The organism is Micromonospora echinospora (assembly GCF_900091495.1).
Classification (GTDB): Bacteria; Actinomycetota; Actinomycetes; order Mycobacteriales; family Micromonosporaceae; genus Micromonospora; species Micromonospora echinospora.
The window spans coordinates 4,228,748-4,252,083 of the sequence record NZ_LT607413.1 but is presented as its reverse complement, the minus strand read 5'-3'; the positions used below and the strand labels follow the sequence as shown (position 1 = coordinate 4,252,083).

Below are 23,336 nucleotides of genomic sequence, written 5' to 3'. Positions count from 1 at the left end.
CGGGGCTGGCGAAAACGGGTGCGTCAAGGTGACGATCCGGCGGCACTGTGGCATCCTGTTCTGCCGTCGCCTCCCGGAGACATAGACTGCCCCCCGATGGACACACAGGTCGCCGACACGTTGCTGGGCTCGCTGATCGAGGGGCGCTACCGCATCCGCGGTCGCGTCGCCCGGGGCGGCATGGCGACCGTGTACACCGCCACGGACGAACGTCTCGAGCGCACGGTCGCCGTCAAGATCATTCACCCCACCCAGGCACCGGACCCCCGGTCCCCCCTGGCGGGCTTCGTCGAGCGGTTCACCGACGAGGCCAAGACCATCGCCCGGCTCACCCACCCCAACGTGGTCGCCGTGTACGACCAGGGCACCCACCGTGGCCTGCCCTACCTGGTCATGGAGTACGTCCGGGGCCGGACCCTGCGGGACGTGCTGGCCGAGCGCCGCCGGCTCAACCCGGACGAGGCGCTGGCCATCACCGAGCAGATGCTCGCGGCGATCGGCGCGGCGCACCGGGCCGGTCTGGTGCACCGGGACGTGAAACCCGAGAACGTGCTGGTCGCCGAGGCGCCCACCGGCGGCGCGGCGAACCTGGTCGACAGCGTGGTGAAGGTGGCCGACTTCGGCCTGGCTCGCGCGGTCGAGGCGAGCGGCAGCGAGGAGCAGGGCAACCAGCTGATGGCGACCGTCGCGTACGTCGCGCCGGAGCTGGTCACCGACGGGCACGCGGACCCGCGCACCGACGTCTACTCGGCCGGCATCGTGCTGTTCGAGATGCTCACCGGTCGGGTGCCGTACGACGGCGACCGCCCGGTCGACGTCGCCTGGCAGCACGTGGACCGGGACGTGCCGGCCCCGTCCACCCTGGTGCCCGGGCTGCCGAAGGCGCTCGACGAACTGGTCGCGCGGGCCACCCGCCGCGAGCCGGGGGCCCGTCCGACGGACGCCGGGGCGTTCCTGGCCGAGGTGCAGATGGCCCGGGAGGACCTCGGCAGCAACGCGCACACCGCCGTGCTGCGCCGGTTCACCGACGACGTCGTCCCGGCCGTCGCCCAGCCCACCATGGCCGTCGCGCCGGTCCGGCCCGCCGAGCGTCCCTCCTGGGCCCGGCTGCCCGAGCCGAAGACCGGCCGCCGGTCGCGGGACACCACCGCGCCGGACCGACCGCACCGGCGTCGGGCCGTTCCCGACGGGGACACCCCGTGGAGCCGGCTGCGCCGGCAGCTGTCGGAGGCCACGTCGGGCCGGCTGCCACTGATCGCCGCCGTGCTGGTGGTCGCGCTACTCCTCGCCGGCGGTGGCTGGTGGTTCGGCGTCGGGCGGTACACGGCCGCCCCCGAGCTGGTCAGCCTGACCAAGGCCGAGGCGGAGGCGCAGGCCTCCCGTGCCGGGCTCTCCCTCACCTACGCCGAGCCGAGGTACGACGCGAAGGTGCCCCGCGACAGCGTCCTCACGCAGGACCCCCCGTCGGCCGACCGCATCGTCCGGGGCGGCACCATCACCCTCACGCTCTCCCTCGGGCCGGATCGTCTCCCGGTGCCGGACGTGGTGGGCAAGGAGTACGAACTCGCCGAGGCGGACCTGCGCCATCTGGGCCTGGAGGTGGTCAAGGGCAAGGCCCGCTACGACGACAACCTGCCGGCCGGGGTGGTGCTGGACACCGACCCGAAGGCGGGCGCCGAGGTCAACGTCGGCGCCAAGGTCACCGTGGTGCTGAGTCGGGGACGCGCCCCGATCACCGTGCCGAACCTGGTCGGCAAGAGCGTCACCGACGCCCGGAGGGAACTCCAGCAGCTCGGCCTGGTGCCGGTGGAGACCTACCGCGACTCCGACCGGCCGAAGGACGAGGTGATCGGGCAGTCGCCCGCCGACGGCTCCGGCGTGGAGAAGGGCACCGACGTCAAGCTGGAGGTCAGCAAGGGGCCGGCCCCGGTTGCCGTACCCCGGGTGGTGGACATGCCCTGCCCGCAGGGCAAGCAGGTGCTGGAGAGCCAGGGCTTCCCGGTGGTGGTGCAGTTCAACCCCAACGGCGTGGTCCGCTTCCAGAACCCGGGCGAGAACTCCCAGGTCGCTCCGGGCACCCCGATCACCATCGGGTGCTTCTAGATGGCCGGCACCGACCGGCCCGTCGGATCGCACACCCCCACCTCGGGCGGGTTGGCGAAGGCGGCCCTGCCGTACGCCGACGCCGCCGGCTCCGAGGTGGTGCAGGTCTACGTCTCCAACTCGCGGGGCTGGGCGCTGCCCCCCGGCGACCCGGCCCAGGACGCCCGCTTCACCGAGGGCTGCGCGGCCCGGGGGATCCCGGTCTTCATCCACGCGTCGCTGCTGGTCAACCTCGGCTCCCCCACGCCGGCGACGGTGACCCGTTCGGTGGAGACCCTGGACCACGCGCTGCGGCGGGGCCGGGCGATCGGGGCACGGGGGGTGGTGTTCCACGCCGGCAGTTCGGTCGACGCGGCCCACGACGCCGCCGCCATGCGGCAGGTCCGTGAGTCCCTGCTGCCGCTGCTGGACGCCGCCGCGGCGGCCGGCGGGCCGATGCTGCTGGTCGAACCGAGCGCCGGGGGCGGCCGGTCACTGGCGTCACGGGTGGAGCATCTCGGGCCGTACCTGGACGCGGTGGACCGGCATCCCGGGCTCGGGGTCTGCTTCGACACCTGCCACGCCTGGGCGGCCGGGCACGACCTGGCCGCCGAGGGCGGGATGACCGCGACCCTGGACACCCTGGTGGCCACCGTCGGGGCGGACCGGCTGCGGCTGGTGCACGCCAACGACTCGAAGGATCTCTGCGGCTCGACCCGGGACCGGCACGAGAACATCGGCAAGGGCACCATCGGCGAGCCCGCCTTCGCCGAACTGATGACCCACCCGGCCACCGCCGGCGTTCCGGTGGTCGTGGAGACCCCGACCGAGAAGCACGTCGGCCACGCCGCCGACATCGCCACCCTCCGCCGCCTGCGTCCCTGACCCCCGCCCTCGACCCGCCCCGCCCCCGACCCGCCCCGGCCCCGTCGATCATGGAGTTCGGGCACCACCCGAACCTCGCGATCGTCACCACATCGCACACCACAACTCCGTGATCGACGAAGCGGTGGTGGGGGGCGTGACGGGTGGCGGGCTGGTACGGCGCGTCGGCTACGTCAGCCGGTCAGGATCCGGGTCAGCACGGCGATGGCACGGTCGATGCCGGCGTCGTCGACGTCCATGTGGGTGACCAGGCGGGCGGTACGCGGCCCGAGCACCGACACCAGCACCCCCTCGGCACGGGCGGCGGCGGCCAGCGCGTGCGCGTCGAGGGACGCCTTGGTCAGGTCCAGCGGGACGATGTTGGTGCGGACCGTGGTGGCGAGCAGCCCGAACGGGGCGATCGCCTCGGCCAGCCGGGCGGCCTTCGCGTGGTCCTCGGCGAGCCGTGGCACGTGGTGGGCCAGCGCGTACCGGCCGGCGGCGGCCAGGACACCGGCCTGCCGCATGCCACCGCCCATCCGCTTACGGATGAAGCGGGCCCGCTCGATCTGCTCCGCGCTGCCGATCACCAGCGAACCGACCGGCGCGCCGAGCCCCTTGGAGAGGCAGACCGACAGGGTGTCGAAGAGCGCGCCGTACTCGGCCAGGGGCACCCCGTCGGCGACGTGGGCGTGCCAGATCCGGGCGCCGTCGCAGTGCAGGGCCACCCCGGCGTCGTCGGCGACCCGACGCAACGCGCGCAGGGTGTCCAGCGGGATCACGCCGCCACCGCCCCGGTTGTGGGTCTGCTCCACGGCGATCGCCCGGGTCGGCACCGCCCAGTAGCCGTCCGGGCGGACCATCGCGGCGACCACGTCCGGGTCGACGTCCCCGCCGACCGCCGGCCAGGTCCGCGACGAGATGCCGCCGTACGCCGCCGCCGCGCCGATCTCGTACGTGACCACGTGCGCGTCGGCGTCGCAGAGCAGCTCGTGGGCCGGGGGCACGACCAGTTGCAGGGCGATCTGGTTGGCCATCGACCCGGTGGGGGCGAAGAGCGCCGCCTCGTGCCCGAAGAGCGCGGCGACCTCGGCCTCCAGCGCGTTGACCGCCGGGTCCTCGCCGTAGACGTCGTCGCCGACGTCGGCGGTGGCCATCGCCTCCCGCATCCCGGCGGTGGGCCGGGTGACGGTGTCCGAGCGGAGGTCGACGATCGTGCCCACAGGCTCACTCCTCGCGTCAGCCACGGTGCCTCCTTCGGCTGTCGACTGCGGGGCTCGCAAGCTCACTCCTCGCGTCAGCCACGGTGCCTCCTTCGGCTGTCGACTGCGGGGCTCGCAAGCTCACTCCTCGCGTCAGCCACGGAGCATCTCCGCCACCAGGAAGGCCAGCTCCAGCGACTGCTGGGTGTTCAGTCGCGGGTCGCAGGCGGTCTCGTACCGGCCGGGCAGGTCGAGATCGGCGATGTTCTGCGCACCACCGAGGCACTCGGTGACGTCCTCGCCGGTCAACTCGACGTGCAGCCCGCCCGGGTGGGTGCCCAGGTTGCGGTGCACCTCGAAGTAGCCGAGCACCTCGTCGACGATCCGGTCGAAGTGCCGCGTCTTGTAACCGTTGGAGGACTCGTGCGTGTTGCCGTGCATCGGATCGCACTGCCAGACCACCTTCGCCCCGGCGGCGTCGACCTTGGCGACGATCGGCGGCAGCGCGTCCCGGACCTTGTGGTTACCCATCCGGCTGATCAGGGTGAGCCGGCCGGGAACGTTCTCCGGGTTGAGCTTCTCGCAGAGCTCCAGCGCCTCGTCCGGCGTGGTGGTGGGGCCGAGCTTCACGCCGATCGGATTGGCGATCCGGGAGATGAAGTCGACGTGCGCGCCGTCGATCTGCCGGGTCCGCTCGCCGATCCAGAGGAAGTGCCCGGAGAGCCCGTACGCCCGGCTGTCGGAGACCCGGGTCAGCGCCCGGTCGTACTCCAGAGCGAGGGCCTCGTGGGAGCAGTAGAGCGTGACGGTGCGCAGCGCCTCCTCGTCGGTCATCCCGCAGGCGCGGATGAAGGCCAGCGCCCGGTCGATCTCCCGGGCGATCGCCTCGTAGCGCTCACCGGCCGGGGAGTGCTTGACGAAGTCCTTGTTCCAGTCGTGCACCGCGTGCAGGTCGGCCAGCCCACCGGCGAGGTACGCCCGGAGCATGTTCATCGCGGCGGCGGAGTTCGCGTACGCCCGGATCATGCGCTGCGGGTCGGCGACCCGGGCCTCCGGCGTCGCCTCCAGCGAGTTGATCATGTCGCCGCGGTAGGCCGGCAGGCCACGCGCGTCGGTCGGCAGCGACCGGGGCTTGGTGTACTGCCCGGCGACCCGGGCGACCTTGACCACCGGCAGGGACGCGCCGTAGGTCAGCACGATCGCCATCTGGAGCAGGGTGCGGGCGTTGGCGAGCAGGTGGCTCTCGGTGTTGTCGGCGAAGGTCTCCGCGCAGTCGCCGCCCTGGAGCAGGAAAGCCCGCCCCTCGCAGACCAGCGCCAGCCGGTGGCGCAGCTGGTCGACCTCGTACGGGGCGACGACCGACGGGACGGTGTCGAGCACCGTGCAGACCTCGGCGACCGCCGCCGGGTCGGGCCACGGCGGGGTCTGGGCGCGCGGGAGGCTCCGCCAGTGGTCCAGGCCGAGCGCGGCGTCCTCGGCGGAGTCCGCGGTCGGGCGGCTGGTCTGGAGTCCGGGGCCGCCGACGGCGGGGTGGGTCAGCTGATGCCACTCTTGGCGCATGCCGGAAAGCCTACGGCGACGACGACGGCGGGTCCCCGCCGAGGGGGCGGGTTCCGGTGGTTGGGAGCCACCCCGGCGGCCCGCCCGCCGGGGCGAGAGGCACCTGCCGGGGTAGGCCCGGCAGCGGGTGCGGGCCGGGCGTGACCACCGGGACGACGCCCAGGGGCAGCTACGGCGCGGACGAGGTGCTCGGCTCCGCGGTCGCTCCCGGCGGGGCACCCGGAGCCGTCGGGTCGCCCGGGACCTCGTCGGCGATGCACCAGTCGGCACCGGTGCGGGTCACCGTGAACACCAGCGCGCGGGTGGTCGACTGACCGCCGACGGAGACCGTCACGGAGGCGCTGACCTCCTGCCCGCGCGCCCCGGACCGGACGTCGGTGACGGTCGCGGCCGGGACGGTGAAATGCTCGGCGAAGTCGCCGTTCGGGCTGGTCGCGGCGGCGTCGAAGGCCGCGTGCGCGGTGGCGCAGAACTGGCTGCGTCCGGCGGCGACGTCCTTCGCGACCATCGCGTCGAGGTACGCCTGCACCCGCTCCCGGGACCGGGTGGCCGCCTCCTCGGCGGGTGCGCGGTCCGGCTCCTCGGCCGGCTCGTCGTCGCCCATCCCGCAGCCGGACAGGGCGAACGTCAGCGCGGCCAGTACGACCGCCAGGGGCAGCGCCCCCCGCTTCACCGCCATCAGAGCCTCCTCGCACGCCACGTCGAGCCGACCGAGCCGCGAGTCTGTCACATCGACTCTCTTCCAGGCGATGTCACCATCGACTCGGGCGTTCGGCCACCTCCGTCCGCCGTCGGCCGGAGCATCTGACGGATCAACGACGCAGTGCCCCGCACCGTCGCACCACCGGCCGGTGCCGCGTCGCCGGCTCGACGCCGCCCGCCGCGGGGTGACAGCCACCCCGCCACGTGGTAGCAGGGGTCCCCTGTTCTGCAAAAAGCGGTAACAGGGGACCCCTGCTACCACACACCCCGCAGGGAGCCAGCCACCGGCACGGCGTCGGGGGTGGGGATCGGCTGGGCCGATCCCCACCCCCGACGGGTGGTGCGGTCGGGTCAGCCGAGGCTGCCCTTCATGGCACCGATCAGTTCACCGTTGCTGGTGTCGCCGGAGAGTTCCCAGAAGAACGCCCCACCGAGGCCCTGGTTCCTCGCGTACGTCATCTTGCCGCCGATGGTGGCCGGGGTGTCGTAGCTCCACCAGTTGCTGCCGCACTTGGCGTACGCCGTGCCGGCGACGGTGCCGGTCGACGGGCAGGTGTTCTTGAGCACCTTGTAGTCCTCGATGCCCTGCTCGTAGGTGCCCGGCGCCGGTCCGGTGGCGGTGCCGCCCGGGGCGGCCTGGGTGACGCCGGTCCAGCCTCGGCCATAGAAGCCGACACCGAGCAACAGCTTGTTGGACGGGATGCCCTTGCCCTTCAGTTTCTGGATCGCCGCGTCGGCGTAGAAGCCCTGCGTCGGGATGCCGTTGTACGAGTACAGCGGCGAGTGCGGGGCGGTCGGACCCTGGGCGTTGAACGCGCCGAAGTAGTCGTAGGCCATCACCATGATCCAGTTCAGGCTCCCGGCGGCACCGGCGTAGTCGGCGGCGTCGATCTTGCCGCCGTTGGTGCCGTCGGCGGTGATCGCGGCGGTGACCAGGTTCGAGGAGCCGAACTTCGACCGCAGCGCGGAGGCCACGTTCTTGAACGCGGCCGGACCACTGTTGTCACAGGTCAGGCCGCAGGCGTTCGGGTACTCCCAGTCGATGTCGATGCCGTCGAAGACGTCCGCCCAGCGCGGGTCCTCGACCAGGTTGTAGCAGCTCTCGGCGAACGCGGCCGGGTTCTGCGCGGCCTGGGTGAAGCCGCCGGACCAGGTCCAGCCGCCGAAGGACCAGACCACCTTCAGGTGCGGGTACATCTTCTTGAGCTTGCGGAGCTGGTTGAAGCTGCCGCGCAGCGGCTGGTCCCAGGTGTCCGCCACACCGTCCACGCTCTCCGCTGCGGTGTACGCCTTCTCGTAGTCGGCGTAGCTGTCACCGATCGTGCACCGGCCCCCGGTGGTGTTGCCGAAGGCGTACATGATGTGGGTCAGCTTGGCGGCCGAGCCGCTGGTGTGGATGTTCTTGACGTGGTAGTTCCGGCCGTAGACGCCCCACTGGGCGAAGTAGCCGACGAGCTTCTTGTCCCCGGTCGGCGGCGGCGTGGTGGGGGGCGGGGTCGTCGGGGGCGGGGTGGTCGGCGGGGCCGTGGTGGGCGGCGCGGTGGTCGGCGGTGGGGTGCCACCGCCACACGGCGCGCCGTTGATCGTGCAGCTCAGCGGGGCCTTGTACGCCCCGGTGCCGTTGTAGCCCCAGCTGAAGGTGGCACCCGGCGCGATGCCGCCGGCCCAGCTCTTCTTCACCGCGACGTACCGGTTTCCGCTGCGGGTGACGTCGGCGTCCCAGGAGCTGCTGACGCTGGTGCCCGAGGGGAGCTCGAACTCGATACGCCAGGTGCTGACCGTGGCGTCCGAACCGTTGGTGATGGTCACCCGCGTTTCGTGGCCGGTGCCCCAGTCCGATGCCTTGGTAAAGGTGGTGGTCACGCTGCCGGCGCCGAAGGCCGAGGTCATCGGGACCGCGGCAACGGTCACGGCGACCACGGCGCTGGCCCAGAGGGCTCGGCGGAGTGATCTTCTCATGCGGCGTCTCCCTAAACAGTTAGGAAACTTTCCAGATGGTGGTTGAGACGCTACTCACGCCGTCATCACTTCGTCAAGATGCGCATGTATCGATTTACATCTCGGATCCCCGCCGGTCAGCGGGGCAGACCCCGCACAGCTTGTCGACCAGCCGTCACCCGGGGTTCATCGCCCCGGCCGGCCCGTCGTCTGCCCAGGTACGCCTACGCGGCGGTAACCTCGCCGGCATGAGCGTCTTCGACATCGAGATCAACGCCCTCGCCGGCGGCGCGGCCGATCTCTCCGGCCACCGGGGGCATGCGCTCCTCGTGGTGAACGTGGCCTCCCAGTGCGGCCTCACCCCGCAGTACGCCGGCCTACAGAAGCTGTACGACGCCTACGCCGGACGCGGGCTGGTGGTGCTCGGGGTGCCGTGCAACCAGTTCGCCGGACAGGAGCCCGGCACGGCCGACGAGATCGGCGAGTTCTGCCGGATCTCCTACGGGGTGACCTTCCCGCTGACAGAGAAGGTCGAGGTCAACGGTCCCGGCCGGCACCCGCTGTACGCGCTGCTCACCCAGACGGCGGACGCCGACGGCCACACCGGCGACATTCGCTGGAACTTCGAGAAGTTCCTCGTCGCGCCGGACGGCACGGTGGCCGCGAGGTTCGCCCCCACGGTCGAGCCGGACGCTCCGGAGCTGCACGCGGCGATCCAGCGGGTCCTGCCGGCGACGGACTGAGGTCCACGCCCCGTCCGGCACGCCCGACCGACCGAGCCGGGACACCCCACCCCTACACCTCGCCTCGACCGGGTCGATGGCGCGTCCGTCCACACTGCGGACCGACCATCGTCCCGCACGTCGAGCGACCGGGAGCGCCATGAAACCGACCAGCCGGCCCATCGGCTACTGGCTGCGACACCTACACAACCTGATCGAGGCACAGTTCGAGGCCGCTCTCGCCGAGGACCGGCTCGGCCGGCGGCACTGGCAGACCCTGCACCTGCTGCACGAGGCCGCGCGGACCCGGGCGCAACTGGACGCCGCCCTGGCCCCGTTCGGCACCGACGGCGACGGCGCCGTGGACGATCTCGCCCGGCGCGGCTGGGTGGCGCGGGACGACGACGGCCGGCTCGGTCTGACCACCGCCGGTCAGACCGCCCACGCGCAGGTGGCCGCCCGGGTCGAGGAGGCCCGCGCTCGGCTGATGTCCGGGCTCACCACCGAGCAGTACGTGGAGACGGTCCGGGTGCTCGCGGTGATGGCCGGCAACCTGGAGTCGGCCTCGCCGACAGCCGGGGCGGAGACCCGGTAGGGGCGCACCGACACACCGGGCCCGCCGCGTCGGTGCGCGGCGGGCCCGGTGCGGACGAGATTCCGGTTCAGCCCGCGACGGAGCGGAAGACCGGGTAGTTGCCGCCGGACTGACCGGCCGCGGTCGGGTGGTACGAGACGCCGATGTCCAGGATGTTCAACGCGTGCAGCCACTTCTCGCCGTAGCTGCACAGCTGGTGCCCGACGAAGGCGCTGCGCACGTCGGCGAAGCGGAAGCCGTGCGAGGTCGCCCGGCTGCGGATGATGTCGTCCACCAGGTTGATGCCCTCGTTGATCTTCGCCCGCGCGGTGTCGGTGAGCCCGACGCAGGGGGTGTTCAGCTGGTAGAACACCGGGTAGCCGACGACCACGACGCGGGCCGAGGGCGACCGGGTCTTGATGCCGTTGTAGACGTTGTCCAGCAGGCGCGGCAGGTCGTTGCGGGCCTTGACCATGGCGGCGTCCACCGAGGCCACGCACTGGCTCGTGCCGTAGAGCACGCAGGTGGTCATGATGTTGGCGAAGCCGACGTCGTTACCACCGACCTGGACGCTGACCAGCGTGGTGGTCGAGGTGAGCGCCGAGAGCTGGGTGTTGATGACGCTCGTGGTGGTGGCCCCCGAGCAGGCGACCGACTTGTAGGAGGCCGGCTTGATGTTGGCGGCGTACAACGCGGGGTAGGCGTTGGTACTGCGCTTGCAGCTGCCGCTCTCGCTCGTGTAGCTGCCGGCACCCACGCCGGAGGCGTACGAGTCGCCGAGGGCGACGTAGCGGTCGGTGGCCGCCGCCTGGGCGGGAACGGCCGTCACGATGGTGGCACCGAGAGCCGCTGTGAGGCTCAGGGCGAGGGTTACCAAGCGGGATCTCCGCACGTCGCACACTCCCGGGGGCTAGGAGAAAGATCAGCAAGAGATAGATATCACTTAATGGCCCCGCCCGGAAGACCAAGTAGGGGTGTCCGTCGATATTTTTCGATTCCGAACCCCTAGCCGAAGATCGTCGTCAGGGTGCGCCACCCCGGTCCGGGGCGCCCCTACCCGGTGCGGATCGAGCAGACTCGGCGGCGATCTCGGCGGCCAGGTCATCGACCCGGGCGAGTAGGTCCGCTGGGCGGAGGTCCAGGTCGAGCAGGTGGCAGACGATCTCCACGTCGACATTGCGGACTAGGTGCCGTCGGGGCAGGTCTTTGCCGGCGACGTAGACGAGATGTCCGCGGGGCAGGCCGTACGCGACGCAGTAGGCCAGCATCTGGTACGTGTCCCCACGCGCCTCGTCGAGTTTGTACTTCGCGTCGACGATCGCCGCGTACCGGCCGGCCGGGTCACGCCACAGCACGTCCGGGCGCAGTTCCAGGCGTTCCGCGTGGTCGAGATGGTGCCGGTGCTGCGCGAGCACCGTGCCACCGTGCCGTGCCTCGATGGCCGTGCGCAGCGCCTCGGCGAGGAAGTCCTCGTACACCCGCCACATGTCGAGCAGAAAGCCGTTGGCGAGAGTACCGCCACGTCCCGCCTCGACACTGGTTCCCGAGAGCACCAACTCGGCCAGCCGGAGGGCCACCCGCAGGTGCGCGTTGAGCCGGGTCGGTCGCCAGATCGGCGCGGGCACGCCGGCCCGCAGCCGGGTCACCCCGACGAACCGGGCCGCGAGACGCCGCAGCATCCGCCGGGACTCCGGATCGATTCCGGGTACGCGCAGCATCCGGTCCACGGCGGTGGCCAGGATCCGGTTTTCCGTGGTGTCGACGGTGTACTCGTCGTACCGGATCTCCAGCGGCTGCGGTGCGGTGAGCCAGCGGCTGAGCTGAGCGGTCTCCCGCAGCCGACCGCGCAGCACCGGCGAGGTCGCGTCGAGCGTGCGGTAGCCCTGAATCAGGCCGGGACGCAGCGCCCGCTCGGTCTGCCGCCACAGCGCGATGGCGAGCGCCGGTACCAGGTCCTTCTCATCGGGCAGGGCGACCGTCTCGTCCCGCCACCGCTGTGGATTTCGGGCGTACCCGAGCAAGAAGAGCAGCCGGGCGACCGGCACCTTCGGCGTGATGTGCAGCTCCACCCCGCCGATCCGGGCCACCCCGACCTTCCGGCCAGCCCGGACCACCCACCGGCCCGGGTCCGGCCCCGGGCGCACCTCGACCACGTCGGTGGCACCGAGCAGATGGGCATCCCCGACGTCCAGCGGCACCGTCACCGCCGGGCCGAGTTCCGCCAACCGGAGAACGGTCACGGCTGGTCGGACGGCAGGGAGGCGAGCAGGTCGTCGAGGTTGTACCGCTTGTCCACGTCGACGTCGTCGGCGTAGTGGTGCTCGCGCAGCAGGGGCAGAACGTCGTACTCCCACACCTGCCGCAGAGCGTCCGGACCGGCGTGGACCGAGGGACGCATCAGGTACGAGGGGCCGACCGCATAGTCGGCGTCGTCAAGCCGGACGTTGAGCGCGTCGAGGAGGCCGGCCCGGCTGGGGTCGAGGCCGTGGCGCTCCAACCAGCGACGCAGCAGCCCGTTCACCGGCGGCTTCGCCGGGTGCAGCTCCACGAACGCGAAGCGGCGACGCATCGCCGCGTCGAGCAGCGCGATCGAGCGGTCGGCGGTGTTCATGGTGCCGATGAGGTAAAGGTTCGGCGGGAGGGTGAAGGGCTCGGCCGAGTACTGGAGCCGGATGGCCTCGTCACGGTACTCCAACAGGAAGTACAACTCGCCGAAGACCTTCGCCAGGTTGCCCCGGTTGATCTCGTCGATCACCAGCACGTACGCGGTGGAGGGGTGTTCCCGGGCCTCGTCGGCGAGTTGCCGCAGCGGCCCGGGGGTCAGCTTGAACCGCAGCGTGCCGTCGTCGGCGCTCTGCGGCCGGAAGCCCTCGAAGAAGTCCTCGTACGTGTACGACGGGTGGAACTGGACGAGCCGCACCGCGTGCGCCTCGGTCAGCTTCGCCGCCAGCCGGGTCGCCAGGTACGTCTTCCCGGTGCCGGGCGGCCCGTAGAGGATGACCTGCTTCCGCTCGGCGAGCAGATCACGCAGTCGGGTCAGCCAGTCCAGTTCGGTGAGGAGTTCGGCGGCGACGTCCTCGGTCACCTGCGCCAACCGCGCCTCGGGTGCCGGGGCCGCCGGCGGAGCCTCGGGCGTCAGGTCCGCGTGGAGCCGCTCCACCGCGTCGAGCGCGTCGGTCAGGTCGATCAGATCGTCCTGGTTCTGGAGCAGGGTGGGCAGGGAGCCGGTCAGCTCGGTGAGGTCCCGCGCGGCGTCCACGGTCAGCCACTCCACGTCCCGGCGCAAGTTGGAGCGACGGTCCGGGGACTCGACGAACCGGGCCGGGCCGTCGACTAGGCCGAGGTGGATCTCGCCCTGCTCCACGGTCAGCACGAAGTCACCGGGACGTATCCCGCGCAGGAACGCCTCGAAGTAGCCGCGCAGCTTCTCCCGGACCGAGTAGCTCTTGTGTCGGTACTCCTCCTCAATGATCTGCGCGAGCCGCTGCGGGCCGACCGCCTCGACCGCACCGGTGAGCTGGGATGCCGCCAGGGAGACCCACCCCTCGGCCAACCAGCGGGGCACCAGGTCGTACCCGTCGACGTTGGCACCGCGCACCAGCCACGCCCGCCGGGCCACCGCTTCCGTCGCCGGGGACGGCTCCAACTCACCGCGCAGCAGGTCGGCGGGGATCCGCTGCTCCTGGTTGGCCGTGCGACCGGTGAACTCGACGCTCTCCTCCACCAGCCGCGCCCGCAGGTCGGAGCCCCGGTGCCGGACGTGCTGATGCTCGGCCGGCGGTATCCGGCCGGCGGCGTCGAGCACCCGGTGGGAGTTCTCCACGTACGTGTCGGCGAGCAGATGAGCGATGTCGTCGGGGGTGCCGTCCACCAGTTCGGCGAGATCGTCGTACGCCGTCCATGAGCCGGGTTCGACTCGCTGCAACGCCGCAGCTAGCACGTGCAGCCGGTTGTCGTACTTTTTCCGGGCCTGCTTGCGGTTGCGGTAGACCTCGCGGTAGCGGCGGCCGATCTCGGCGTAGAACTCGTCCCGGCCGGGATACTCCTCCAGCGCAGCCCGACCGGCATCGGTGATCCACCAGTCACCGGCCCGCTTCACCATCCAGCCGATGGTGGCGGCGTCCCCGGTGTGGAAGCGGGCGGCAATGGTCCAGACCGGCACACCGCTCTTGTGTGGCCGCAACTCGGCCTCGGTCAGCGTGATCCGCTTCGCCACCTCGTCGAGGACGGTCCTGCCGTGCATCCGTTCGCCGCTGTCGCTCAGCACCTCCAGGCAGGTCCGCACCAGCAAGGAGTTGCGCATGGTGTCATCGACCACCGGCGGATCGACGGGAACGGTCCGGCCGAGCACCGCGTCGGCGAGCGGGTAGTTGTGATGACGGGCGTGGCTCGTCCGGCCGGTCAGCAGATCGGTGGCGAGTGCCCGCGCGGCGGCGGCGAAGGTCTCGTCCGCGAAGGCCGCGACCAAGGCGCGACGCGGGCCGAGTACGCGGATCTGGTCCTCGCCCGCGTCGTGGTACGGGCTGTCGGTGCGGAAACTCAGCCCCGGATACTGCTGTTCCAGAGAGCGGCCTGGAGGCAGCGCGGCCTTGAGCACCGACTGTCGGACGCTCACGAACCCGGTGACGTCCCCGTCGCCGAGGATGACCGGTTCCAGGAGTACGAGAACCTCCATCGTCCGCATGCTGAGGACGGAGAGCCGCTGGGTGTGCGCGTTACCCGGCAGGCAGGTGAGCACCCACCGTTCACGTTCCGTGACCGCCGCGTCGGGCACGGCGGCGGCCAGGTAGGCGCGGTTCGCCTCGACCACGGCCGAGAAGTACGGCCCGGAGTGGAGTCTGTCGAACCTCGCCTGTTTGGCGGGGTCTTTCCGCAGCTCGGCCTCAGCCGTCGACATCTCCGTCAACTTCGTCCCGCCTGCCTCTCCGGTCGGCTCACGCACGCGATCACCTTAAGGGCCGGGTCGACTCCATACAGGACGAAAGACGATCCGACGGCTCGGGACGGTCTGGCCGGTTCGGCATCAGGCCCCGCCGGACACCGCAGACTGTCCACTAAGGTCGGTAGTCGACCTGTTCGGCCGCGCCGCGACCGGGCAACGGCCGGTCACCATGATCCGGATTCCCGTACGCGGCGGCCGGCACGGCCCCACGTCACCAGCCCCACCAGGAGACGACAGAACGTGATCAACAAGTACGGCGGAAGCTGCGGCGCGTGCCGCACCTGGGTCGAGGCCGGAGCCGGCCAGGCGATCAGGGTCGATGGCCGCTGGAGTTCGTACCACCACCGGTGCGCTCCGGCGCGGACCGCGCCGCCCCGGGGCGCCCATGCCGGCTGGCACGACCTGCCGCTGGTCGGCTTCGACCTGGAGGCGACCGTGCCGCAGCCGATGCGGACCCGGATCGTGTCGGCGGCCCTCACCCACACCGACGGCACCGAGCGCACCTGGCTCATCGATCCCGGCGTGCCGATCCCGCCGGACGCCACCACCCTGCACGGCATCAGCGACGACATGGTCCGGGCACACGGCCGGCCGGCCCGCGAGGCGCTGGCCGAGATCGGCACCGCAGTGGCGAAACTGATCGCCGACGGCACCCCGCTGGTCGCCTTCTGCGCGTCCTACGACATCACCGCCCTGCACACCGAACTCGCCCGGCACGGCCTGCCGTCGATCGCCTGGGACCAGGCCGTCGTCGTCGACCCGTCCGTGCTGCACCGGGAGGTGGAACGGTACTGGTCGGGCGGACGGCAGCTCGGCGACCTCTGCCCCTACTACGAGGTCGAGCTGGACACCGCACACGAGGCGACCAGTGACGCCCGCGCCGCCGTCGGCCTGGCCCGCTCCATCGCCGCCCGGCACGAACGCATCGCCCGGATGCCGCTGCCCGAACTACACCAGGCCCAGATCGACTGGTACGCCGAACAGGGCCGCGACCTCCAGCGCTACTTCGACCGCACCGGCCAGGGCAAGACGGTGAGCCTGGAGTGGCCGCTGGAGACCGTGGACCGCGACTGACGCCCACTCCGCCCCGCCACCCCGGCACCTCGCCGATCTTGGACAGTTACCGTCGTATCCGAGCGGTAACTGTCCAAGATTCACCGCCACCTCGTCCGCTTTCCGCCGCCCATTCGCAGCGTGGCTCCTGTGGTTACCGGTCGATGCCGAGGTAGCGGGCGACGTGGACGATGATCTCCTGGGTGTGGGGCGTGAGTCGGTACAGCTTCTTGGTGACGATCTCGGTGGTGGCGGTGGTCAGGCTGGCGAGGCTGGCGAGGTTCGCGGGGCTCTTCCTGACGTCGGGTTCGATGGTCTGGATCAGGTCGTAGATACTGCTGAACCCCTCGCTCTGCAGTGCCTTGGCCAGGGATGCCGGGGCGTAGGGGCCGGCGGCGACCGGGTCGAGGAGGCGGCTGACGAAGGTGACCCGGTGGAAGACGCGCCAGCAGGGCGGTTTCTGATCGGCCTGGTGCGCCTGGCGGAGGGCAGCGGCCTGGGGTGAGGTGGCGAGCCAGATCGGGTCGACGACCTTGCCGTAGAAGTCCTCGAAGTTGTCCTTGGTGACATCGAGGTAGAAGGTCATGAATCGGTAGGCGTCCACCCTGCCGGGGCTGGTGACGGGCTGCTTGGTGGTGGGGTCGTAGACGGGGACGCCAGCGTCGGTGTAGCGCTGGAGGTCCCGGCCACCGGTGCAGGCGACGTCGAGCCCGAACGTCTTCGTCGACGACTTGGCCCTGGTGCGGGTGACGCTGGTGCCGCCGGCGATGCTGGCCTCGAAGCCCAGCTTCATGCCGCCGGCGGCTCCCTTGACCTCGAACATGCCGCCGCCGCTGATGGTGCCCTTGACCGAGTAGGAACCGCCGGTGGTCTCGGTCACCGTGTCGGTGGTCTGGGTCGACTCGGCGAAGAAGCCGCCGCCGGCGGTCCAGACGTAGGTGTTGACCAGGTTGCGCCGGGCCGACGACTTGTTGGCGATCTCCTTGGCCTTCTCGGCGGTCCGGTCCGGAGCGTGGGTCTGGGTGGACACCGAGTCGTAGTAGCTCTGCAACTGCTGGGCCTGCCGCTCGACCCGGCGTTTGAGGGCGTACGCCTCGCGGGGTTTGAAGTAGCTGTACTCGGCGCCGTCACCGGCGGTCGGGTAGTGGGTGGGGTCGGGGAAGGGACCGGCCAGTCCGTTGCCGACGAGCCCGTCGAGGGTGCCCTGTTTGGTGTAGAGCGGGTTGATCTGGAACTCGATGATGTTCCAGTCCCGGGGGATGTCGGGGTTGGGCATCATGCGGTACGCCACCAGCGCACCGGTGTGTCCGAGGCGCAGGGCGAAGACGTCGGCGGTCTCGGACTGGACGAGGGCGTAGCCGGTGTTGGCCGGTACCCACCGCTGGCCGGCGGCGGGGTTGGTCGGGTTGTTCGGGTCCTCCCACGCGCCGCTGAGGGCGACGGTGCTGGTGCGGGTGGTGTTGCTGCCCTCGGACACCTCGGTGTCCCTGGTCCAGCCGTTGGAGTAGTCGAGGCCGAACTCGAGGTTTCCCTCCTTGGAGAGCTTGGCGAGCGGTTGGGCGGTGCCGAAACCGAGGGGCGCGGTGATGTTCAGGACGTCCGCCGAGACCTCCCAGGAGAACTTGAGTTTCGCCGAGACGTCCATGCTGGACTCCTGGCTGGACGACAGCGTGTTGGTGACCTCTTCGGCCTGGACGAAGGAGACCGTCGCTGCGCCGACGTAGTCGTCGGTGCCCGGACGCTTGACGAGGTTCTCGGACGGGACCGGCGGCGCGCCCTCGATGTAGCCGACGAGTTGCGGGTCGAACTGGGCCTGGCCGACCCACTTGCTGACCAGGTTGCCGACCTTGTAACCGGTGATGAGATACCAGCGTCCGGCCTGCTGGTAGGTGTAGCAGCGTTTCATCACCCCTCGCACGCCGCGGTGCGGGACGCGTTGGACGTCGGCGTACTCGGCGACGGCGGGAGAGCTTCCGACGAGGCCGTGGAAGGCGGTGCGGATGCCGGTGAGCGCCGAGCGGACCTCGGCGGTGTCGGTGGAGATGGGTGCCGTGGAGAGCACGATGACAGGCTCGCTGCCGGCGGTGGTGGTCAGGTTGTTCCCGCGTGGGCCGGCGTCGAGGATCGGGGCACCGGTGGCGGTGGAGGCGGCGTCGAACGGGTAGTAGCAGACGAGGTCCTCCGACTCGCCCCGCAGTCGGCCGAAGGTGTTGTCGAGGATCTGTTCACCGGTCCGCGCGGTCTGCCACACCCGGATCTCGTCGAGAGCGCCGGCGAAGCCGTCACGCAGGGTGTTTCCGGTGGTCGTGCACCCGCCGACGGTGAACTGTTCCGGTCCGTAACCGGCGGTGACGACGGCTTCGGTGGCCGGGACCGGGTCGGCGGGGGTCGCGTCGCCGTTGCAGTACAGCCGGAACCGGTTACCGTCCGGGTCCGGGGTCTTGACCCACGCGACACCGTGCAGCCTGCCGGTGTAGGTGCCGGCGACGTCGGCGGTGGTGTTTCCGGCGTTCTCCGGGAACGTCCACTGGGCGACCAGGCCCGGCGTGCTCCCGCTGACCGCCGCGCCGATCTTTGCCGCTTCCCGGGCGACGTTCCAGAGTCGTACCTCGCTGAGCACGCCGCGCAGCCCGTGGCCGGTCTGGCCGCTGCGGTAGCGGCCGATCTCGAGAGCCCCGTCGTTGCCCGTCGGCGCCGGTCCGGTGAGTGTGGCGCTGCCCGCCTGCGCGCCGTTGACGTAGAACACGATCTCCTGCGTGTTCAGCAGGACCGGGCTGGGTCTGCGGGTCACCGCGACCCGGGTGAAGGTGCCTGCCGGCACCTTCGTCGTCGAGACGGCAGTGCCCGGCTGGGTGCTCGCGGTGTTCTCGTACCGGAACGCCAGCGCACCGTCGGGCTGCACCCAGAAGGCGTACGGCACCGTGCCGCCGGCGCCGTCGGCCAGCCCGCCCTTGCAGACCAGTCCCTGGGCACTGCCCAGCGCGTCGAGCCGGAGCGCGACCTCGATCGTCAGGTCGCCGGTGACGTCGAGGGCGGCGGCGCGGCCGGTGTCGAGCCACGCGGCGCCGTCGAAGCGCAGCGCCCAGTCCTGCTCGAAGACCGCCGCCAGGTGGCCCCACTGGCCGGCCGGGTAGATGTCCCGGCTGCGCACCAACTGGTCGCCCACCCCGGCGAGGATCCTGTACCCGGGGAACCGGGAGTCGACGACCCTGGGGTTCCCGGCGATCGTGGCGTCGTTGCCCCGCCCGGTCAGGTCCGTGGTCCGCCGGCCGAGGAAGTTCCAGTAGCCGAGCAGCCCGGTCTCCCGCCCGGTCAGCCGACGGTCCTTGTCCGCCGTCACCTCCTGAGCGGAGCGGGCGCGGCCCCAGATCCGCACCTCGTCGAACTGGACGTACGCCTTGTTGGCACCGACCGGGGCATGGCCGAGCAGGAGTTTGCCCCTGCCGGCGAAGTGTCCGGTGGCGGGGCGGCGGGCGACCTCCACGCCGTCCCGGTAGACGATCTGGTTGCGGTTGGTGCCCTCCCGGTCGTACACGCACGCCCAGTGGTGCCAGTTCTGGTCGCTGTAGGAGCTCGACACGTCCAGGTCGTCGCCCCAGAAGGCCAGCGTGAAGTTGTTGTTGGAGCGGAACCCGATGTGCAGGCTCTGGTCCACCGAACTCGCGCCACCGAGGCCGACGACGTAGTCGTCCCGGCCGCTCGTCAGGCGCCTGGCCCAGAACTCCACGGTGAAGGAGGTGCTGGTCAGGTCGATGCCGGTGCCGCAGTCGAGATAGTCGTCGCTCCCGTTGAGTTCCAGGGCCGAGGGGTAGGGCGTGCCGGAGACACCGAGGGTGTACCGGGTGGTGGGGCTGCCGGGCAGGTTGGCGTGCAGGATCCGGCTCTGCGGGCCGGCGAAGCCCGGATTGGCCCAGGCTTCCAGGGTGAGGTCGCCGACCATCGTCGCCCGGGGGTGTTGGGCTGCCGGGAGAGCGAGCCGCTTGGTGCCGTCGAACGCGTACGCCCGCCCGGGGGCGTGGCCCTGCCACCGGTTGCCCCGCCCGGCCACCACGTCGGCGGCGGTGCCGTTGGGCACGGCGGCGGTGGCCGTACCGGCGTCGACCGCGACGAACAGGCTGCCACGGTCCAGTCGCGCGCCGGGGCGGCTGGAGGTGGCCGAGGCGTAGTCGTAGACGACCCTGCGTACCTCGGTGCCGGCCGGTACCGCGGCCGGGCTCGCGGTCAGGGTGAAGCTGGAGACGGCGGGCACGGAGTCCCGCAGTTGGTAGACCGACCCGGCCATGCTGATCCTGGTGCCCGCCGCCAGTCCTGCGGCCAGCGGCGCGGCGAGGAGCACGGTGTTGCCCTGGATCGAGGCCACCCTGCCCAGCAGGTCCCCGACCGGATTGCCGTTGAGGACGGCCGCGAAGTGGTCCGCGCGCCTCGGGACCGCATTGAACGTCTCGGTGTGGGTCGTGTTGTTCGCCGTACGGGTGACCACCACCGTGCAACGGTCGGCGTCCGGACCGGCCGAGACGGTGAGACCCAGTTCGGACAGGGCGACCCCGGTGTCCCGGCTGGTGACCTGGAGCCGGCCGGAGGCAAGCGTGATCTTCTTGGTCGCCCGGGAGGCGGTGACGTCGTAGTAGACGGAGAAGAACTGCCCGTCGACACCACGGAAGTACAGCACCACCTCGCCGGTCGCGCTGTCGAGCAGGACCGGGGCGTTCCGGCTCCACGCGAAGGCCAGCAGAGCTCCGAAGATGCTCAGTCCGGTGTGGTCGACGGCGACCGTCGGCATCGCCAGCAGCACGTCGTCGCCGCCCTGCAATCCTCCGCTCAGCGCGGCCAACGCGGCCTGTCGGTCCGCCAGTAGCGTCTGGTCCCGGGCGAGTTGTGCCTTCGCGTCCTCCTGGGAGCGGAGGGCGGCGTGGTAGGTCGAGGATGCCGAGCCCAGCGCTGCGAGCAGATCGTTCGCCCGGCCCGAACGTTCGTGGGGCCACACGAAGTGTCCCTGGTCGTAGCAGTAGCCGGAGTTCACGAAGGCCCAGTACCTGTCGTTGCGGTACTGGTACTCCGGGTAGGAGTTCCGTACCGCCTGGTCCGCCTGGTCGAGGAGATGCTGGTCCATGACCAGTTTCGCCTGCGCGGCCGTGACCGCGGCCTGGGCCGCGCTGAGCGCGTCCATGTCCTTGGTCGGGTCGGGGCGCCCGATGGTGGCCAGGGTGACCGACCGGGGCACCTGCGCGAGCCGGCCGTCGGCGGCGAGAGCGAGGTCGAGGGTCGCCAGCAACGGAGTGCCGCCCGGGGCGGCGGAGTCGACCGTCGAGAACGCCAGCAGGACCCGCGCCTGCCGCTTCGCCGGGCTGGGCTGCTCGGCGTAACCGGCGGCAGTCTCCTCCTGCTGGAAGTACAGCACCGCGGCCACGCCGGAGGCGAGGGACCGGCCCGTGACACCGAAGGTCTCCCGGGACAGTCCCGGGCTGTCGCCCACCGGCGCGCCCGAGGTCACCCAGGCCGCGCCGCCCCGGACGGTGCCGTTGAACCCGTTGTCGGTGTGGTCGGCGACGCTGCTCCCTCCGCCCTCGTCGAAGCGGTAGTAGGCGACCAGACCCGGCTCAACCCCGGCGAGGCGGCGACGGACGTCGCGGGCCAGGTCGACGGCGGACCGCGCCTGACTCCAGATCCGCACCTCGTCGACGTCGCCGTGGAGGAACTCGCCGACACCGGGCCCCGACCTCCGGGCGCCGACGCAGGTCACGACCCCCGAGGAGGACGGGGTGAACGACATCGCGAGACTTCCCACCTCCACGCCGTCGACGTACAGCCGGCCCGTGGCCGGCGTGCCGCCGAACACCGCGGCGACGTGGGAGTAGCGCCCGACCGGCACCACGCCGTCGGCCGAGCTGACCGTGTTGCCGCTGCCGGGATGGGCCAGCACCAGCGCCCCGGCGGGGGTCAGGCGCAGCGTGAACGACCCCGCCTGCGACCCGTCCCCGGCGGCCACGAGGACCCCACCGGCGGCGGCCGGGCTGACCCACGCCTCCACCGTGTACGCGCCCGTCAGCCGCACGTTCGCGGCACTCCCCAGCTCCAGGTAGTCGTCCTGGCCGTCCAGACGCAGCGCGGTCCCCGCGCGGTCGGTCGGCAGCGGGATCGGCACCAGCGGCTTCTTGGTGAACGGGTCCGCGCCGGGCTCGCGTTCGAACACCGAGGCGGCGTACCTCGGGTCCGGGCTGGTGTAGAACTGGGTGCCCGCCAGGTTGAACAGCCCGTCGTCGGCCCGTTCGACGTTGAACCCGTCGATGCGGCCGGTCACCGCGTTCGCGGTGAACAGCTGCCACCGCGACACGTCGTTGACCTGCGTCGGCAGCAGCATCACCGCGAACTGGCCGTCGGTGACGTTCCGGACGAACGACAGCTGCCGGGTGGGCTCGTAGAAGGGATTGCCGTCCAGGTCCCTCGTCCCCAGGGTGTCACCGGTATAGGCGGGCGACGTCTTGCTCCGGCTGCGGCGGTAGCGCACCTCGAGCACCGGCTTGACCGCCGCGCCCACCTGCACGAACCGGTCACAGAGGATGGTGCGGGACACCAGCGGCACCTTCGCCCCGCCCCCCTGGGCGTAGTCGGTGCGGCCCGCGTCCCCGGAGACGCCGCCGCCGGCCAGCCGGAACAACGCGTCCGGGTGCGTCGCGTCGAGCGCCTGACGGAACAGCAGCAGGTACCGGCCGTCCGAGACGACCTGGAACGGCGCCTGGGCGCCCAGCCGGGCCGTCGTGGACAGGAACGCGTCCAGATCCTCGGGCTGGAGCTGCGTACCAGCAGCGGCCTCGGCCCGCCCACCCAGTCGTACCGGCGGCACGCCCACCGTCTCGCCACCACCGAAACCGACCTCGGTGATCTCGCTCGGGAACACCAGCAGCGGCGGGTTGTCGTTCCAGTACGAGCTGTCGATCTCGCCCCGCTCGCGGCTGCCCAGGTCCAGGTTCAGCACGTTGTAGTAGATCCGCCGCGAGTCGTCCATCGCGAAGGCCACTGTCGCGCCCTGGTGACGGACCATGGTCGTGTACACGTACTTCCGGTCGCTGTACGTCCTGACCACGTTCTTGTTCGGCACTCACTTACCCCCAGGTCGATGGACCGCTGATGTGAGAAGCACAGGAAAACGCCGGGACCGTTCCGGACGCACCGAACCGATCCTTTTCGGGTAGCAGGGTCCGCCTCGGAATCCGGGCGGCCGAGTTCTGCGGGATTACGACGCGGTCAGTGCGGCGATACGAGGAGGTGGCGCCACCGGAATAGCGCTCACCGGCTGCTCGTCGTGCCGGAAAGGCGCTCCGCGGCGAGACCTGACGCAGATGAGGAGGGTGTGTGGTGGTCGGCCTGCTCCGGCACGAGGTGACTGGCGCTCCGGTCGGCAGGGGCTCCGTCAGCAGCAGGACCGCGCCCCAGTGAGCCAGGTCCCGTGGACGGGACTGCGTGCCGCACCGCTGACATGCCTGTCCTTTCGAGAGCCACGGCACACCCACGCCACCCGGCAGCGGACCTGCGCCGGCCGGTTCAGGAAGGATGCGCGAACAAATCCCCAGCCCACATAACGAGCCGCCTTTCGGCGGCCCGACGATTCCGGGGACCAATCCACCATACACACAGAGCAAGATTAATGTAACTGGCCGAACGGCAGGCTCCCAAAACTCACTGAATCGGCGACCAAGCCA

At 71.2% G+C, this 23,336-nt stretch carries 13 protein-coding genes; 5 read left to right on the top strand and 8 right to left on the bottom strand.

The features are described from left to right. Positions 1 to 96: 96 nt before the first annotated feature. Together pknB and GA0070618_RS19155 are read left to right on the top strand one after the other, a co-directional pair. On the top strand, positions 97 to 2,103 hold the full coding sequence (pknB, locus tag GA0070618_RS19160; RefSeq protein ID WP_088982858.1) for a Stk1 family PASTA domain-containing Ser/Thr kinase: 2,007 nt from the start codon (positions 97 to 99) through the stop codon (positions 2,101 to 2,103). Further along, positions 2,104 to 2,967, top strand: coding sequence for a deoxyribonuclease IV (locus GA0070618_RS19155; RefSeq protein ID WP_088982857.1), 864 nt, complete (start codon positions 2,104 to 2,106; stop codon positions 2,965 to 2,967). 173 nt (positions 2,968 to 3,140) lie between these two features. On the opposite strand, the gene GA0070618_RS19150 is transcribed toward GA0070618_RS19155, so the two are convergent. The 4 genes from GA0070618_RS19150 to GA0070618_RS19135 all read right to left on the bottom strand — a co-directional run bounded on the left by GA0070618_RS19150 (position 3,141) and on the right by GA0070618_RS19135 (position 8,369). Next, a complete protein-coding gene (locus GA0070618_RS19150) occupies positions 3,141 to 4,160 on the bottom strand; it encodes a threonine aldolase family protein (RefSeq protein ID WP_088985663.1) in 1,020 nt (339 codons plus the stop codon). A 141-nt stretch (positions 4,161 to 4,301) separates the two neighbouring features. Continuing rightward, positions 4,302 to 5,708, bottom strand: coding sequence for a class II 3-deoxy-7-phosphoheptulonate synthase (locus tag GA0070618_RS19145; protein ID WP_088982856.1), 1,407 nt, complete (start codon positions 5,706 to 5,708; stop codon positions 4,302 to 4,304). A gap of 169 nt (positions 5,709 to 5,877) precedes the next feature. Beyond that, a complete protein-coding gene (locus GA0070618_RS19140) occupies positions 5,878 to 6,387 on the bottom strand; it encodes a hypothetical protein (RefSeq protein ID WP_088985662.1) in 510 nt (169 codons plus the stop codon). Between the two features lie 374 nt (positions 6,388 to 6,761). Next, entirely contained in the window at positions 6,762 to 8,369 is a 1,608-nt protein-coding gene (locus tag GA0070618_RS19135) for a glycosyl hydrolase family 18 protein (protein WP_088982855.1), read from the bottom strand. Between the two features lie 227 nt (positions 8,370 to 8,596). Between GA0070618_RS19135 and GA0070618_RS19130 the strand changes: the two genes are divergently transcribed. Together GA0070618_RS19130 and GA0070618_RS19125 are read left to right on the top strand one after the other, a co-directional pair. Continuing rightward, positions 8,597 to 9,091, top strand: a complete 495-nt coding sequence (locus tag GA0070618_RS19130; RefSeq protein ID WP_088982854.1) for a glutathione peroxidase — start codon at positions 8,597 to 8,599, stop codon at positions 9,089 to 9,091. 139 nt (positions 9,092 to 9,230) lie between these two features. Further along, entirely contained in the window at positions 9,231 to 9,665 is a 435-nt protein-coding gene (locus GA0070618_RS19125) for a MarR family winged helix-turn-helix transcriptional regulator (protein ID WP_088982853.1), read from the top strand. Positions 9,666 to 9,732: 67 nt separating this feature from the next. Here the strand turns inward: GA0070618_RS19125 and GA0070618_RS19120 are convergent, their stop codons facing one another. The 3 genes from GA0070618_RS19120 to GA0070618_RS19110 form a co-directional block, all read right to left on the bottom strand. Further along, positions 9,733 to 10,473, bottom strand: a complete 741-nt coding sequence (locus GA0070618_RS19120; protein ID WP_231931370.1) for an SGNH/GDSL hydrolase family protein — start codon at positions 10,471 to 10,473, stop codon at positions 9,733 to 9,735. A gap of 193 nt (positions 10,474 to 10,666) precedes the next feature. Next, a complete protein-coding gene (locus GA0070618_RS19115) occupies positions 10,667 to 11,884 on the bottom strand; it encodes an McrC family protein (protein ID WP_157748962.1) in 1,218 nt (405 codons plus the stop codon). Then, complete coding sequence (locus GA0070618_RS19110) at positions 11,881 to 14,586, bottom strand: AAA family ATPase (protein WP_157748961.1); 2,706 nt, start codon at positions 14,584 to 14,586, stop codon at positions 11,881 to 11,883. Before GA0070618_RS19110 ends, GA0070618_RS19115 begins: the two co-directional genes overlap by 4 nt. Before the next feature lie 240 nt (positions 14,587 to 14,826). Between GA0070618_RS19110 and GA0070618_RS33540 the strand changes: the two genes are divergently transcribed. Next, on the top strand, positions 14,827 to 15,660 hold the full coding sequence (locus tag GA0070618_RS33540) for an exonuclease domain-containing protein (protein WP_157748960.1): 834 nt from the start codon (positions 14,827 to 14,829) through the stop codon (positions 15,658 to 15,660). A 133-nt stretch (positions 15,661 to 15,793) separates the two neighbouring features. Here GA0070618_RS33540 and GA0070618_RS19100 read toward each other — a convergent pair whose 3' ends face one another. Further along, complete coding sequence (locus tag GA0070618_RS19100) at positions 15,794 to 22,735, bottom strand: laminin G domain-containing protein (RefSeq protein ID WP_088982850.1); 6,942 nt, start codon at positions 22,733 to 22,735, stop codon at positions 15,794 to 15,796. Positions 22,736 to 23,336 lie beyond the last annotated feature (601 nt).

Bases quoted from the DNA above. Each gene is read 5' to 3' on its own strand.
- pknB (WP_088982858.1), top strand. From the start codon at position 97: ATGGACACACAGGTCGCCGACACGTTGCTGGGCTCGCTGATCGAGGGG.
- GA0070618_RS19155 (WP_088982857.1), top strand. From the start codon at position 2,104: ATGGCCGGCACCGACCGGCCCGTCGGATCGCACACCCCCACCTCGGGC.
- GA0070618_RS19145 (WP_088982856.1), bottom strand. From the start codon at position 5,708: ATGCGCCAAGAGTGGCATCAGCTGACCCACCCCGCCGTCGGCGGCCCC.
- GA0070618_RS19140 (WP_088985662.1), bottom strand. From the start codon at position 6,387: ATGGCGGTGAAGCGGGGGGCGCTGCCCCTGGCGGTCGTACTGGCCGCG.
- GA0070618_RS19135 (WP_088982855.1), bottom strand. From the start codon at position 8,369: ATGAGAAGATCACTCCGCCGAGCCCTCTGGGCCAGCGCCGTGGTCGCC.
- GA0070618_RS19130 (WP_088982854.1), top strand. From the start codon at position 8,597: ATGAGCGTCTTCGACATCGAGATCAACGCCCTCGCCGGCGGCGCGGCC.
- GA0070618_RS19125 (WP_088982853.1), top strand. From the start codon at position 9,231: ATGAAACCGACCAGCCGGCCCATCGGCTACTGGCTGCGACACCTACAC.